Annotated in this window: 12 protein-coding genes and 2 tRNA genes; 11 read left to right on the forward strand and 3 right to left on the reverse strand. The window is 43.6% G+C overall.

Annotation, left to right across the window (positions count from 1 at the left end; translation table 11 throughout):
• Positions 1-357 precede the first annotated feature (357 nt).
• The gene (locus SJY39_RS04450; RefSeq protein ID WP_016768990.1) at positions 358-1203 is read left to right on the forward strand and encodes a magnesium transporter; all 846 of its coding nucleotides are present in this window, start codon (positions 358-360) and stop codon (positions 1201-1203) included.
• A 126-nt stretch (positions 1204-1329) separates the two neighbouring features.
• On the opposite strand, the gene dacB is transcribed toward SJY39_RS04450, so the two are convergent.
• Both dacB and SJY39_RS04460 read right to left on the reverse strand, forming a co-directional pair.
• Positions 1330-2763, reverse strand: coding sequence for a serine-type D-Ala-D-Ala carboxypeptidase (dacB, locus tag SJY39_RS04455; RefSeq protein WP_016789350.1), 1434 nt, complete (start codon positions 2761-2763; stop codon positions 1330-1332).
• Positions 2764-2877: 114 nt separating this feature from the next.
• A complete protein-coding gene (locus tag SJY39_RS04460; protein WP_010436108.1) occupies positions 2878-3930 on the reverse strand; it encodes a porin in 1053 nt (350 codons plus the stop codon).
• A gap of 513 nt (positions 3931-4443) precedes the next feature.
• Between SJY39_RS04460 and greA the strand changes: the two genes are divergently transcribed.
• Entirely contained in the window at positions 4444-4917 is a 474-nt protein-coding gene (gene greA / locus SJY39_RS04465) for a transcription elongation factor GreA (protein WP_010436111.1), read from the forward strand.
• Between the two features lie 126 nt (positions 4918-5043).
• On the opposite strand, the gene yhbY is transcribed toward greA, so the two are convergent.
• Entirely contained in the window at positions 5044-5340 is a 297-nt protein-coding gene (gene yhbY, locus SJY39_RS04470; RefSeq protein WP_004734509.1) for a ribosome assembly RNA-binding protein YhbY, read from the reverse strand.
• 114 nt (positions 5341-5454) lie between these two features.
• On the opposite strand from yhbY, the gene rlmE reads away from it, so the two are divergent.
• The 9 genes from rlmE (at position 5455) to nusA (ending at position 13491) form a co-directional block, all read left to right on the forward strand.
• A complete protein-coding gene (gene rlmE / locus SJY39_RS04475; RefSeq protein WP_010436116.1) occupies positions 5455-6084 on the forward strand; it encodes a 23S rRNA (uridine(2552)-2'-O)-methyltransferase RlmE in 630 nt (209 codons plus the stop codon).
• 107 nt (positions 6085-6191) lie between these two features.
• The gene (ftsH, locus tag SJY39_RS04480; RefSeq protein ID WP_016767297.1) at positions 6192-8156 is read left to right on the forward strand and encodes an ATP-dependent zinc metalloprotease FtsH; all 1965 of its coding nucleotides are present in this window, start codon (positions 6192-6194) and stop codon (positions 8154-8156) included.
• A gap of 88 nt (positions 8157-8244) precedes the next feature.
• Positions 8245-9075, forward strand: coding sequence for a dihydropteroate synthase (gene folP, locus SJY39_RS04485; protein ID WP_065612778.1), 831 nt, complete (start codon positions 8245-8247; stop codon positions 9073-9075).
• Positions 9076-9096: 21 nt separating this feature from the next.
• Positions 9097-10437 (forward strand): phosphoglucosamine mutase, encoded by a 1341-nt coding sequence (gene glmM / locus SJY39_RS04490; protein ID WP_016790253.1) that lies wholly within the window; start codon positions 9097-9099, stop codon positions 10435-10437.
• A gap of 277 nt (positions 10438-10714) precedes the next feature.
• Positions 10715-11047: a preprotein translocase subunit SecG gene (secG, locus tag SJY39_RS04495; protein ID WP_010436124.1), complete on the forward strand. Its 333-nt coding sequence runs from the start codon at positions 10715-10717 to the stop codon at positions 11045-11047.
• A gap of 16 nt (positions 11048-11063) precedes the next feature.
• Positions 11064-11148, forward strand: a tRNA-Leu gene (locus SJY39_RS04500).
• Positions 11149-11201: 53 nt separating this feature from the next.
• A tRNA-Met gene (locus SJY39_RS04505) sits at positions 11202-11278 on the forward strand.
• 234 nt (positions 11279-11512) lie between these two features.
• A complete protein-coding gene (gene rimP / locus SJY39_RS04510; RefSeq protein ID WP_004738265.1) occupies positions 11513-11968 on the forward strand; it encodes a ribosome maturation factor RimP in 456 nt (151 codons plus the stop codon).
• Positions 11969-12003: 35 nt separating this feature from the next.
• The gene (gene nusA, locus SJY39_RS04515; protein ID WP_010436132.1) at positions 12004-13491 is read left to right on the forward strand and encodes a transcription termination factor NusA; all 1488 of its coding nucleotides are present in this window, start codon (positions 12004-12006) and stop codon (positions 13489-13491) included.
• Positions 13492-13507 lie beyond the last annotated feature (16 nt).

Here is a 13507-nt window from a genome sequence, read left to right on the forward strand (position 1 = left end):
AGTTTTTGAACGTGCATTGCTACACTATGCGCGCTGTCATATTGACAGTAATTCTGGAGATTTTTATGAACAATACCGACCATCCTCCTAGTTTGAATGGAGAAGAATAACCTGTCTCGGTATTGATCTATTGTCCTGCCGTTCAGGTAGGGTATCTTTGTTTTCCCCCTCATTCTTTTCCACACACTAGATTCTAACAAGTAGACACATTAGCGCTTTAAGCTCTTGGTGCGCTTAGCTATACGCTCCTGATATACGGGCTATACGCTCTTGATACACGAGTTAAATGCTCTTGGTGTACTCGCTATAAGCTATTTGTTTTGATGGTCGTTACCTTTGCCAATCGGGAGATTCGCCATGACGGTAATGAACAACACTTTTTTATCTATTGAAGCTCTGTACTCAGAGAAAGACATCCAAGCTGTATCTAATGCCTTTCAACAGTACGGACGTGAGCAACAAATTAACCTTTTGAACCGTATGCCACTTGAAGATGCGGTGTTAGTACTTGGGCAATGCTCTCTTAGTACGATTCAGACTTTACTTAGTGAGCTAGAAGAGCAGGGCTTTGAGAAGCGCTCTCGACATCTAGCTCACCAACTAGGGCTGATCTACTCAGAGGTTGAACCTCAACAGGGTTACCTTTCAACTGGAGTGCTTAGCCATGTTAGGCAACGTATCGGTTGGATTATTGCATTAGCGCTGCTGGGTATTGTCTCTGGGCTTATCATTGCTCAGTATGAAGACATTCTTAGCCAGCTAGTACTTCTGGCGATCTATATGCCGGTAATCGCTGCTGCGGGTGGTAATACAGGCACACAAGCGGCGACTTTGGTCATCAGAGCTCTAGCTACTGGTGAATTGAAGAAACGCCAGTGGGCGAACGTTCTTTGGAAAGAATTTAGAGTCGCGATTTGCTTAGCACTTGCGATTGCCTTGGTGATGATAGGCCGCATCTTACTGTTCAGTGACAACCAATCAACGGGTGGCTACGACATTAATATGATTGCTTACGCGATTGCTGTCGCTCTGTTTATTCAAGTGACAATATCAACCGTGCTAGGTGCTGGATTGCCAATTGTTGCTCGGTTATTCAAATTAGATCCTGCGGTGCTGGTGAGCCCAGTCCTCGCTTCAATAGTCGATATTTCAGGGATGTGGATTTATTTTACAGTCGTTAACTCATTCCTCGGTATCGCTTAGCTCCTATAAAAATAGGCACCTATAAAAATAGCTAAAAACACCTTAGAAACAAAAATGGCGCTGAAGATCATACGATCTTCAGCGCCATTTTTATTGTTTAAGTAGAAGCTTACAGAGAGCTAAACATTACTTAGATTTGCTTTGTGTTTGACTGAGTTCGACCACACCTTTGTAGAAAGTTCGTTCAAACTGGGTGATTGGTGCTTCTACAGGTTTTTCTGGATCTTGCTCTTCAGGGAAGTAATCACGGACAAACTGTACAAACAGAGAGTTTGGATTGCCCGCTTTATCTAAACCAAAACCTGCCATGTTGTAGCTACCGTACAAAGACCCACTTTTCGCAATAATATTACCTTGGATTGGTGCTTTTCTCATACTCTGACGGTACTTGAGCGTTCCATTAGTGCCAGATATAGGCATAGCCTCAATCAGGTTGAGCTGTTTGTCGTTATCCCAGATGTAACGCAGAACCTGAGCCATAGCTTGCGAGGTCATGCGATTATTCCTCGATAACCCTGAGCCATCAACCAACTGTGCTTTGTTTAGGTCAATGTTGGCCTTGGTCAGTAATATCTGTTTTATCGCTTCGGTGCCGTTATTGAAACTACCAGGCTGGACATAAAACGTTGCACCCAGTGTTTTGGTCAGGTTGTCTGCGATTAGGTTGTCTGATTTCTTCAACATGGTATCGAGCAGTTCAGGAAGCTTTTCAGAATGGTGGCTCGCGACTAACGTAGTTTTGTCTGCTTTAGCTTTTTTACCAACAATCACATCGCCTTTAACTTGGATTTTCAGCTCTTTAAGCAGTGAGGTCACGACTTGATAGGTATAAAGCTCGGGGTTTTGAATCGCAAACTTGAGTGGTAGTGGTTTCTTACGCTCTACTAAGCAACCAGAGAGCTTGTAAGCGTTGTCTGGAGTGGTAATGAGCTCTAAGTCGCATTGTGTCGCCTTCTGCCCTGAGCGAGTTACGGTGGTTGCGATGGTTGTCACGTCTATCGGATAGTGGGCGGGAATATAGACTCGAGTGCTGCCGTTATCTTTTGTATAAATAGAGGCTTGTGCGCAGTTACTGTCTAACGTCATCGCGCTAGAAGGTGCGCTGTAACAAACGCCTAGAATGTCCCAAGGCCATCCCACCGCTCGTTGATAGCCCGTATAAGCTGAGTTATCGAGATACAGGTTACCGTTAATAGTTTTAGATTGTGATTTAGCATATTGAGCTAAAAGCCTTTTTAACTGCTCTCGTTGTAGCGTTGGGTCACCGCTGAATGAGATCACAACATCTTTATTAGAACGAGCTATGCTGGTCGTATAGTGAAAGTCATCCCCCAATTCCAACTTTGCTGCCAAAGCGGTGACCAGTTTTAAGGTGCTGGCTGGTGGATAAAAACCATCAATGTTGATGCTTATTTCATTTGAATCACCACTCAAGGATTCCAAGATTAGACTTGTGCTACTGCCATCAGGCAGTTTATTTAAAGGGGCGTAGGCGAAAGTGGTAAGTGAGTAACTACCAAGTGATAAGCCACATAGAAGTAGAGTGGATAGAAGGCGCATAGAAGATTTTTTCTTGGATGGCTGATGTTTTTAGTATACAGATATAAAAAACGCCCGCTAGAGAGCGGGCGTTTTGATTCTCAATTAACTAATTAATCAATTAGATAATCAGAATTAGAAGTCGTAACGTAGACCTAGAGCTAGCTCGTCTTCAGCTTGTACTTTAGTAGCGCCAAAGTTTACACCGTCAGCATTACCGAACTTGTCACCTTCAGAGATAAGGTTGAAGTTGTACGAAATGTACGTACGGAAGTTAGGCTTGAAGTAGTAAGTAGCATCGATTGCAACGTTGTCAGCAGATGTATCACCATCTGTTTCTGCGTTGTTGTACGTTAGCGTGAATGCAGTCTTATCTAGCGTGTAAGCAGTTGCGAATTCGTAACCTGTGTAGTCACCGTCTTTCTTCGCTAGTTCACCATCTGTGAACGTACCAGCAAAGTATAGCGCTTCAGTACGGAAAGAAGCTGCTAGCATGTATTCGTTTTGGTCAGCTTGGTCTGCGTAACCAGCACCTAGCTTAAAGCCAGAGTCGCCGATAGCGTAGATACCAGATAGAGAGTAGCCATCAGCGTCGTTGTCACAGTACTCACCGATGTTACAACCATTAACAACACCTTCTTGACGGTCAGCAAAACGGTAGCTTGCTTTTACGCCTAGGTCTTGGAATTGACCTTTGTATGAAACCATGTTGTCTGAACGATCTGCTACAGCAATTTTCATTGCAGCAGAGTTACCGTGGTAAGACATGATATCCGTGAAGTCTGTGATTACGCCTAGCGCACCGTCGTTTTTACCGTAAGTAACTTCACCGAAGTCACCGCCGATACCAGCGTATGTGTAACGGTTAGTGATGTCGCCGTCGTTGTTATCAGTAGAACCGCCGTTTTCAGCCGTTGTGAATTCGCCTTCGTAGAAACCAACACCGTATAGGCCGTCTTGGATTTCAACTTTACCTAGGAAGTTAAGACGTACACGAGTTTTGTCTTCAGCTTTGCCATCTTTTAGAGATAGACGAGCTTCCGCACGACCACCGATCTCTAGAGAAGTGCCGTTTGAGCTGTATACAGAAGTACCGTCAATACCACCAGCTTGTTTACCGTCGGCTGCTACAGCGTTAGTAGCAAGAGCTGCAGCAGATACAGCAAGCGCGATCATAGTCTTGTTCATGTTATTATTTCCTAATTACTGTCCATAGAAGTTTTATCAAGGATTTGAACCCTTTTGTGTATTGCCTGTATTAATCAAGCTTCATAACCATGATTAGAACAGAAGTCTAAAAAATGCCAGTGCAATCCATGAGTTACTTTTTACCCCTAAAGTTCCATAGCTAGTTAGTAAAATGATATCAATAAAAATTGTGAACACTGTTTTATTATATTTACTGTTGTTTAAGTTTTTGTTTTTAATGTTTTTTTATAAAAGTGTGATCTGTATTTATTTGGTTTGTTTTTGTTTTTTTTAGGTATTTGGTCGGTGATTTATTGATGAGGAGGTTATTATTCATTTCTGTGATGTCTGTAATTTAGACCTAGATAAAGCTTTTATAACGCAAAGTGGAATAAAGGTGATTTAGCTATCAAGTTTGTTTACACTAAGCCAAATTGTTTTGTTTCTATCACCTAATAAAGATGTTGGGTGAATTTATGTTGGTCAAAGAAAGCTTTGGCATAGAGGTAAAAAATGGAAAAGGTTCCAATGACAGTACGTGGCGCTCAGCAGCTACGTGACGAATTAGATCGCCTACTTAAGCTACGCCCTGTTATCTCAGCAGCTATTGGTGAAGCACGTGAACTAGGTGACTTGAAAGAGAATGCTGAATACCACGCAGCTCGTGAAGAGCAGGGTATCTGTGAAGCTCAAATTCGAGATATCGAATACAAATTATCACTGGCTCAGATCATCGATGTAACCCAGATGGATAACACAGGTAAGATCATCTTTGGTACGACAGTGACTTTGGTTGATGTGGATACTGATGATGAATTCCGTTACCAAATTGTTTCTGAAGATGAAGCCGATATCAAAACCGGTCGTATTTCAGTTAAATCACCTATTGCTCGCGGTTTGATCGGTAAGATGGAAGGTGACGAAGTTCATATTTCTACCCCTGGCGGTGATAAAGACTTCGAAATCGACAAAGTAGAATACATCTAATTGAATTTGCTTTGTTTCTGATAAGTAAAAAGGTCGCTTAATGCGACCTTTTTCGTTTCTCACGCTACACTAAAAGATAAGCACTATGGCTTTCTTATTGCGGAGCTAGCTTGAAGTCAAACTAGCTTATTTGCGTGGAATCTCGATTTTACGTGCTTCTGACTGACGGAACAGTACAAGAACTTTACCGATAGTTTGTACTTTTTCAGCTTTAGATTCACGTACAATTGCATCGATAATCAGTTGCTTAGTCTCACGGTCTTCTGATGCAACTTTAATCTTGATCAGTTCGTGGTGGTCTAGAGCTAATTCGATTTCCGCTAGAACAGCTTCAGTAAGTCCATTTGCGCCCATTAGCACTACAGGTTTTAAACTGTGAGCTAGGCCCTTTAGATGCTGCTTTTGTTTGGTACTTAGGTTCATTACGCGGCCAATTTTATTTAGTATTAGGGTTGAAAAAACCTATTTTAACGCCATCTAAAGCTGAAGACTATAATTTATTCAGCAATTAGTACTTTCCTCCAATTTAGGTATCCAATGAGCAAACAGAAACACTCGGCCAGTTCAGGTCGTTGGTTGAAGGAACACTTCGACGACAAGTACGCAAACGAAGCAAGAAAGAAAGGTTATCGTTCACGTGCTTATTTCAAAATGGAAGAGATTCAATCTAAAGATAAATTGCTGTCTCCTGGGATGACCATTGTGGATCTGGGCGCAGCGCCTGGCGGTTGGTCTCAATATGCTGCTAAGATTATTGGCGACAACGGACAAATCATCGCGTGTGACTTGTTACCAATGGACCCGATTGCCGGAGTTAGCTTTTTACAAGGTGATTTCCGGGAAGAAGCTGTTCTAGATGCCTTGTTGGAACGTATACAACCCAACATGGTTGATGTGGTGATGTCTGATATGGCACCTAATATAGCAGGCAATAATTCTGTAGATCAGCCAAGAGCTATGTATTTAGTTGAATTAGCTTTGGATATGTGTCGACAAGTTCTAGCTACCAATGGTAGTTTTGTTGTAAAAGTATTCCAAGGCGAAGGCTTTGACCAATATGTTAAGGACGTCCGTGAGATGTTTAAAACAGTCAAAGTTAGAAAACCCGACTCTTCTCGAGCTCGATCTCGTGAAGTGTTCATCGTAGCCACTGGTTACAAAGGTTAACGATTCTCTTCCAAGAGTGAGAGTTAACAACATGGCTACAGGTTACAAACTGTAGTACCCTACCTTTAATTACAATTAGTTATCGAGAGGCTTACACCTTGAGTGACATGGCAAAAAATTTAATTCTGTGGCTTGTTATCGCGGTAGTGTTGATGTCGGTATTCCAGAGCTTCGGCCCTGGGGAAAGCAACGGCAGAGCAGTAGATTACACCACGTTTGTACAGGAAGTTGGCCAAGGCCAGATTCAAGACGCACAGTTCAATAACAGCGAAATTACCTTCACACGTCGTGGCGGTGGTTCTAAGTATGTAACTTACATGCCTGTTTATGATCAAAAGCTACTTGATGACTTAATTAATCAAAACGTAAAAGTTCAGGGTACACCACCTGAAGAGCAGAGCTTACTCGGCACTATCTTCATCTCTTGGTTCCCTATGATCTTACTAATTGGTGTGTGGATTTTCTTCATGCGTCAAATGCAAGGCGGTGGCGGCGGTAAAGGCGCTATGTCTTTTGGTAAGAGCAAAGCTCGTATGATGAGCGAAGAACAAATTAAAACGATGTTTGCGGATGTTGCTGGTTGTGACGAAGCAAAAGAAGACGTTAAAGAGCTGGTTGATTACCTTCGCGACCCTAGTCGTTTCCAAAAGCTAGGTGGTAAGATTCCTACAGGTATCCTGTTGGTTGGTCCTCCTGGTACTGGTAAAACGTTGCTTGCAAAAGCGATTGCTGGTGAAGCGAAAGTACCGTTCTTTACTATCTCAGGTTCTGATTTCGTTGAAATGTTTGTTGGTGTTGGTGCATCTCGTGTGCGTGACATGTTCGAGCAAGCGAAAAAAGCAGCACCTTGTATCATCTTTATCGATGAAATCGATGCTGTAGGTCGTCAACGTGGTGCTGGTGTTGGTGGTGGTCACGATGAACGTGAACAAACACTTAACCAAATGCTGGTTGAGATGGATGGTTTCGAAGGTAACGAAGGTATTATCGTTATCGCTGCAACTAACCGTCCAGACGTACTAGACCCTGCATTACTTCGTCCTGGTCGTTTTGACCGCCAAGTTGTGGTTGGTCTGCCTGATGTACGTGGTCGTGAACAGATTCTTAAAGTACACATGCGTAAAGTTCCACTGTCGGGTGATGTTGAACCATCTCTGATTGCTCGTGGTACTCCAGGCTTCTCTGGTGCAGATCTTGCCAACCTTGTGAACGAAGCGGCGCTGTTTGCTGCTCGTGGTAACAAGCGAAATGTTTCGATGGTCGAGTTTGAGCTTGCGAAAGACAAAATCATGATGGGTGCTGAGCGCCGTTCGATGGTGATGTCTGAAGAAGTGAAAGAGTCAACGGCTTACCACGAAGCGGGTCACGCGATTGTTGGTCGTTTGGTACCAGAACACGATCCAGTGTACAAGGTTTCAATCATTCCACGTGGTCGCGCGCTTGGTGTAACTATGTACCTACCTGAGCAAGACCGCGTAAGTATGTCTCGCCAACATCTAGAATCAATGATCTCTAGCTTGTACGGTGGTCGTCTTGCTGAAGAACTTATCTACGGTAAAGACAAAGTTTCGACTGGTGCGTCTAACGATATCGAACGTGCAACTGATATTGCTCGTAAGATGGTCACGCAGTGGGGCTTCTCTGAAAAACTGGGTCCTCTTTTATATGCTGAAGAAGAAGGCGAAGTTTTCCTAGGTCGTGGCATGAGCCAAGCGAAACATGTTTCTGACGATACAACTAAGTTGATCGATGAAGAAATTCGTATCTTAATCGACCGCAACTACGCTCGTGCGAAGCAAATTCTCGAAGAGAACATGGATATCATGCACTCGATGAAAGATGCACTAATGAAGTTTGAAACGATTGATGCTGGTCAGATTGATGACCTGATGGAACGTAAAGACGACATTCGCGAGCCTGCTGGTTGGGGTGACCAGGCGAAAGCAGAACCTGCAAAGGAAGAAGCTAAACCTGAAGCGAAATCAGAAGAAGCAGCCGAACCAAAAGCTGAAGAATCGAAAGTTGAAGAAGTTAAATCTGAATCAGATGATGCTCAAAACAAAGATTCTTAATCGCTAAGCTTTAAATTAAAACCCTGAGTACGCTCAGGGTTTTTCTGTTTCTAGCCCAAGATGTTTTTACCTTTAAGACCAGCCTTCCATGATATTAAAAGCACACAATAAAACGCTCGTTTTAGACCGCCCACATGTAATGGGTATTCTCAATGTCACGCCTGACTCTTTCTCTGATGGTGGTAAATTTAGTTCATTAGACAATGCTTTGTTACAAGCTGAACGAATGATTCAAGCTGGTGTTAGCATCATTGACATTGGTGGTGAGTCGACTCGTCCTGGCGCTCCTGAGGTTGCCTTAGAAGAAGAATTATCTCGAGTTATTCCTGCTATTAAAGCTATTCAAGCTAGATTTGATGTCTGGATTTCTATCGATACCAGTAAAGCTGAAGTGATGCGTCAAGCGGTTGAAGCTGGTGCTGATTTGATCAATGATGTGCGAGCTTTACAAGAGCCCGGTGCTTTAGAAGCTGCCGCTGATGCGAAGGTTCCGGTTTGCCTGATGCACATGAAAGGTCAGCCAAGAACTATGCAAGCGAATCCTAGTTACGACGATGTTCTAACGGATGTAGAAGCTTTCTTACAAGAAAGGGTTGAAGCTTGTGAGGCTGTAGGGATATCAAAAGAGCAGTTGATTCTGGATCCCGGTTTTGGTTTTGGTAAAACCATTGAGCATAATTACCGCCTATTAGCGCACCTTGAAAAATTTCACACGCTTGGGTTACCTGTCTTGGCGGGGATGTCGAGAAAATCGATGATTTTTAAGCTATTAGACAAAGCTCCTGCGGACTGCATGGTCGCCAGTGTTACTTGTGCGACCATTGCAGCAATGAAAGGTGCACAAATTATTCGTGTTCATGACGTCGAAGATACGTTGGAAGCGATGAAGATAATCGAAGTGATGAATAACAATCACTAATCATAATTAAGGAAAATCAACATGTCTGATAAAAGACGTTACTTCGGCACTGATGGTGTGCGTGGCAAAGTAGGCCAGTACCCGATTACACCTGATTTTGTTCTGAAGCTTGGCTGGGCTGCGGGTCGTGTTCTTGCTAAACAAGGCACAAAGAAAGTGATTATCGGTAAAGATACTCGCATCTCTGGCTACATGCTTGAGTCTGCTTTAGAAGCTGGCTTAGCTGCTGCGGGTCTTCAGGCTACGTTTACGGGGCCAATGCCGACACCGGCTGTTGCTTATCTAACGCAAACTTTCCGTGCTGAGGCGGGGATTGTTATCTCTGCATCGCATAATCCTTACTACGATAATGGCATCAAGTTTTTCTCTTCAGAGGGGACTAAATTGCCAGACGATATCGAGCTAGCGATTGAAGCGGAACTGGATAAAGACATCGAATGTGTTGATTCATTTGAACTTGGTAAGGCGGTACGTTTAAACGATGCGGCTGGCCGTTATATTGAGTTTTGTAAAAGCACGTTCCCAAATCAGATGACGCTTGCAGGAATGAAGATTGTTGTTGATTGTGCCCATGGTGCGACTTACCACATTGCTCCCGCTGTATTCAGAGAGCTAGGAGCTGAAGTTATTGCGATTGGTGTTGAGCCAAATGGTACTAACATCAACCACGAAGTAGGCGCAACGGATGTACGTGCTCTGCAAGCGAAAGTGCTTGCAGAAAATGCAGCATTAGGCCTTGGTTTTGATGGTGATGGTGATCGTATCATCATGGTTGATGAGCTAGGGAACAAGGTTGATGGCGACCAGATCGCTTACATCATTGCTCGTGATGCACTGCGTCGTGGTGAATTGAAAGGTGGCGTAGTTGGTACACTAATGACGAACCTTGGTATGGAAAACGGCCTTAAGCAGTTAGGTATTCCGTTTGTTCGCGCTGCTGTTGGTGACCGTTACGTAATGGAGCAACTTCTTGCTAAAGGCTGGAAGATCGGTGCAGAAAATTCGGGTCACGTTATCCTATTAGACAAAGTAACGACGGGCGATGCTATTGTTGCTGCTCTGCAAGTTCTGGCTTCGGTAGTCGATAGTGAAATGACATTGAATGAACTTTCTCAAGGTATGACGTTATACCCTCAAGTCCTAGAAAATGTTCGCTTCAGCGGAGATTCAAACCCACTAGAAGCAGAGGCGGTTAAAGCGGCTGTGGTTGAAGTGGAAGCGGAACTTGGCGAGAAAGGCCGTGTGCTATTACGTAAATCTGGCACAGAGCCACTATTGCGCGTAATGGTAGAAGGCGAAGACGCTGAGTTAGTTCAATCTTCGGCACTTAAAATTGCTGATGCAGTAAAAGCAAACTGCTAATTTAGTCTTTATTTAGCAGGTGCAATGATATGTACCTGTTATTAGGATTGGTTGAGTTACAGAACGGTCAAAAGAGGCGAAAATGAGTTTTGTGTCGCTTTTGACCTTTTTTTGACCACTCACTTGGTAAAGGCTTATTTTTTAGCAAATTCTCCTTGTCAGCCATCGCCTCATTCGCTAGTATTGCTCGGCCTTCAGTTAGGAGGTCGCTAGCCTTGTTCTTAAAAATAGTTTTTTGAACGGCGCTGGCTCAACAATTAGGAACATAGGTGGAAAAATGTTTACAGTTCTACTTGTGATTTACCTGTTGGCAGCGCTTGGTGTAATTGGCCTAGTGTTGATTCAACAAGGTAAAGGCGCAGATATGGGAGCCTCTTTCGGTGCTGGCGCTTCAAACACTGTGTTTGGTGCTGGTGGCTCAGGAAATTTCCTTACCCGAATGACTGCAGTTTTTGCAACTACATTTTTTATCCTTAGCTTAGTGCTTGGTAATATGTCTACACATAAGACTGAGTCACAATGGATTGACCCGACTCAAGGTCAGGTAATTCAGCAAGCTGATGATGCAGCGAGTGAAATTCCGGCGCAAGGCGACGAAATTCCACAATAAGCTGTAAAGATTTGATGCCGAGATGGTGAAATTGGTAGACACGCTAGCATGAGGTGCTAGTGCCTTAGGGTGTGAGGGTTCGAGTCCCTCTCTCGGCACCATGTTTACAAACTTGTAAAACATCTTGTTGGGCGTATAATGCTCGCAAGTCGGACGCGGGATGGAGCAGTTTGGTAGCTCGTCGGGCTCATAACCCGAAGGTCGTCGGTTCAAATCCGGCTCCCGCAACCAATTTCAATGCTATTATATAGCTTGTATTGGTAGCAAGTTTGCACAGTGTGAACCTCACTGTGAGTTAAGTGTGATATCAAATATGATGGCACTTAACATATAAGGGTCCAGCAACAAAAACCCCGGCTTATACGGGGTTTTTTGTTATCTAAGCATTTGTAAATGCGTTTAGATAATGTTTGCTTGGAATTTAAATTGGGCTTTGAGCCCTTTTTTTGTTTCTGGAGTGGTTAAATGACTGGTTTAGAAAGACAACTTACTGAAATGCTTGACGCTCCAGTAGCAGCATCGGGTTATGAGTTAGTTGGATTAGAATTTATTCGTGCTGGTGAGCACTCAACGCTACGTATTTACATCGATTCACCAAATGGTATCAATGTAGATGATTGCGCTGAAGTTAGTCACCAAGTAAGTGCCGTAATGGACGTTGAAGATCCAATTTCAGTGGCTTATAACCTTGAAGTGTCTTCACCAGGTTTAGAGAGACCACTGTTCAAAGCAGAGCATTACCAACAATTTATTGGTCACGAGGTAAGCATCGTTTTGAAAATGGCTGTCGGCAACCGTCGTAAATGGAAAGGTGATATCCAATCTATCGAAGGCGAGACAGTAAAAGTATTGGTTGAAGGACAAGAAGAAGAATTCGTCCTTAGCAATATTGCGAAAGCTAACCTGATCCCTAAATTTTAGTTCTCCTAGAGAGAAGAGCTTAAGAGGCTAGATTAATGAACAAAGAAATTTTGGCGGTAGTAGAAGCTGTTTCTAATGAGAAAGCAGTTCCTCGTGAGCGTATTTTTGAAGCGCTTGAAATCGCGCTTGCAACGGCAACAAAAAAGAAAAGCGAATTAGAAATCGAAGTTCGTGTTGAAATCGACCGTAAAACGGGTGATTTCGAAACTTTCCGTCGTTGGGAAGCTGTTGAGGAAGTTGAATTCCCAACAAAAGAAATCTCTATTGAAGCTGCAAAGTACGATGACCCAGAGATCGAACTTGGCGGTTTCATTGAAGATGATATCGAATCAGTAACGTTTGACCGTATTACGACTCAAACGGCTAAGCAAGTTATCGTACAGAAAGTACGTGAAGCTGAACGCGCTCAAATCGTTGAACAGTTTATTGATAACGAAGGCGAGCTAGTAACTGGTGCAGTTAAGAAAGTTAACCGTGATACCGTTATTCTAGACCTAGGTAACAACGCTGAAGCGGTAATCCTTCGTGATGACCAACTTCCTCGTGAAAACTTCCGTCCAGGTGACCGTGTTCGTGGTCTTCTTTACGCAGTTAAACCAGAAGCTCGTGGTTTCCAGCTTTTTGTTACTCGTTCGAAGCCAGAAATGCTAGCTGAGTTATTCCGTGTTGAAGTGCCTGAGATTGGTGAAGAGCTAATTGAACTTAAAGGTGCTGCACGTGACGCTGGTTCTCGTGCTAAAATCGCTGTGAAAACAAACGACAAACGTATCGATCCTGTTGGTGCGTGTGTTGGTATGCGTGGTGCTCGTGTACAAGCTGTTTCTAACGATCTTGGCGGTGAGCGTATCGATATCGTTCTTTGGGACGATAACCCGGCTCAATTCGTAATCAACGCTATGGCTCCTGCTGACGTTGCATCTATCATCGTTGATGAAGATGCACACTCTATGGATATCGCTGTTGAAGCGGATAACCTAGCACAAGCGATTGGACGTAGTGGTCAAAACGTACGTCTAGCTTCTCAACTAACTGGTTGGGAACTGAACGTGATGACTGTTGCTGATCTTGAGAAGAAGCACCAAGAAGAAGCTGTTGCTTCTATTGAAAACTTCATGAAGCACCTAGACATCGAAGAAGACTTTGCTCAAATGCTTGTTGAAGAAGGTTTCTCTACGCTTGAAGAAGTAGCATACGTTCCTGTGAACGAGCTTCTTGAAGTAGACGGTCTAGACGAAGGTATCGTTGAAGAACTACGTAACCGCGCAAAAGACGCACTGACTACTCTAGCGCTAGCGAAAGAAGAAACTTTCGACGGTGTTGAGCCTGCTGAAGACTTACTTGCACTTGAAGGTCTTGAGCGTGAAATGGCTTACAAGCTAGCAGCAAAAGGCGTTGCGACATTGGAAGACCTAGCTGACCAAGGCGTTGATGAACTAGAAGGCATCGAAGACCTAACTGCAGAGCGTGCAGGCGAGCTAATTATGGCTGCGCGTAACATCTGTTGGTTCGGCGACGAAGAATAATTCAGCAAGGAGAGAA

Source organism: Vibrio sp. R78045, assembly GCF_042466085.1.
Taxonomy (GTDB): domain Bacteria; phylum Pseudomonadota; class Gammaproteobacteria; order Enterobacterales; family Vibrionaceae; genus Vibrio; species Vibrio cyclitrophicus.

What these genes read in the sequence shown, in the direction of transcription:
- SJY39_RS04450 (WP_016768990.1), top strand. Translation starts at nt 358, where the DNA reads ATGACGGTAATGAACAACACTTTTTTATCTATTGAAGCTCTGTACTCA.
- dacB (WP_016789350.1), bottom strand. Translation starts at nt 2,763, where the DNA reads ATGCGCCTTCTATCCACTCTACTTCTATGTGGCTTATCACTTGGTAGT.
- SJY39_RS04460 (WP_010436108.1), bottom strand. Translation starts at nt 3,930, where the DNA reads ATGAACAAGACTATGATCGCGCTTGCTGTATCTGCTGCAGCTCTTGCT.
- greA (WP_010436111.1), top strand. Translation starts at nt 4,444, where the DNA reads ATGGAAAAGGTTCCAATGACAGTACGTGGCGCTCAGCAGCTACGTGAC.
- yhbY (WP_004734509.1), bottom strand. Translation starts at nt 5,340, where the DNA reads ATGAACCTAAGTACCAAACAAAAGCAGCATCTAAAGGGCCTAGCTCAC.
- rlmE (WP_010436116.1), top strand. Translation starts at nt 5,455, where the DNA reads ATGAGCAAACAGAAACACTCGGCCAGTTCAGGTCGTTGGTTGAAGGAA.
- ftsH (WP_016767297.1), top strand. Translation starts at nt 6,192, where the DNA reads ATGGCAAAAAATTTAATTCTGTGGCTTGTTATCGCGGTAGTGTTGATG.
- folP (WP_065612778.1), top strand. Translation starts at nt 8,245, where the DNA reads ATGATATTAAAAGCACACAATAAAACGCTCGTTTTAGACCGCCCACAT.
- glmM (WP_016790253.1), top strand. Translation starts at nt 9,097, where the DNA reads ATGTCTGATAAAAGACGTTACTTCGGCACTGATGGTGTGCGTGGCAAA.
- secG (WP_010436124.1), top strand. Translation starts at nt 10,715, where the DNA reads ATGTTTACAGTTCTACTTGTGATTTACCTGTTGGCAGCGCTTGGTGTA.
- rimP (WP_004738265.1), top strand. Translation starts at nt 11,513, where the DNA reads ATGACTGGTTTAGAAAGACAACTTACTGAAATGCTTGACGCTCCAGTA.
- nusA (WP_010436132.1), top strand. Translation starts at nt 12,004, where the DNA reads ATGAACAAAGAAATTTTGGCGGTAGTAGAAGCTGTTTCTAATGAGAAA.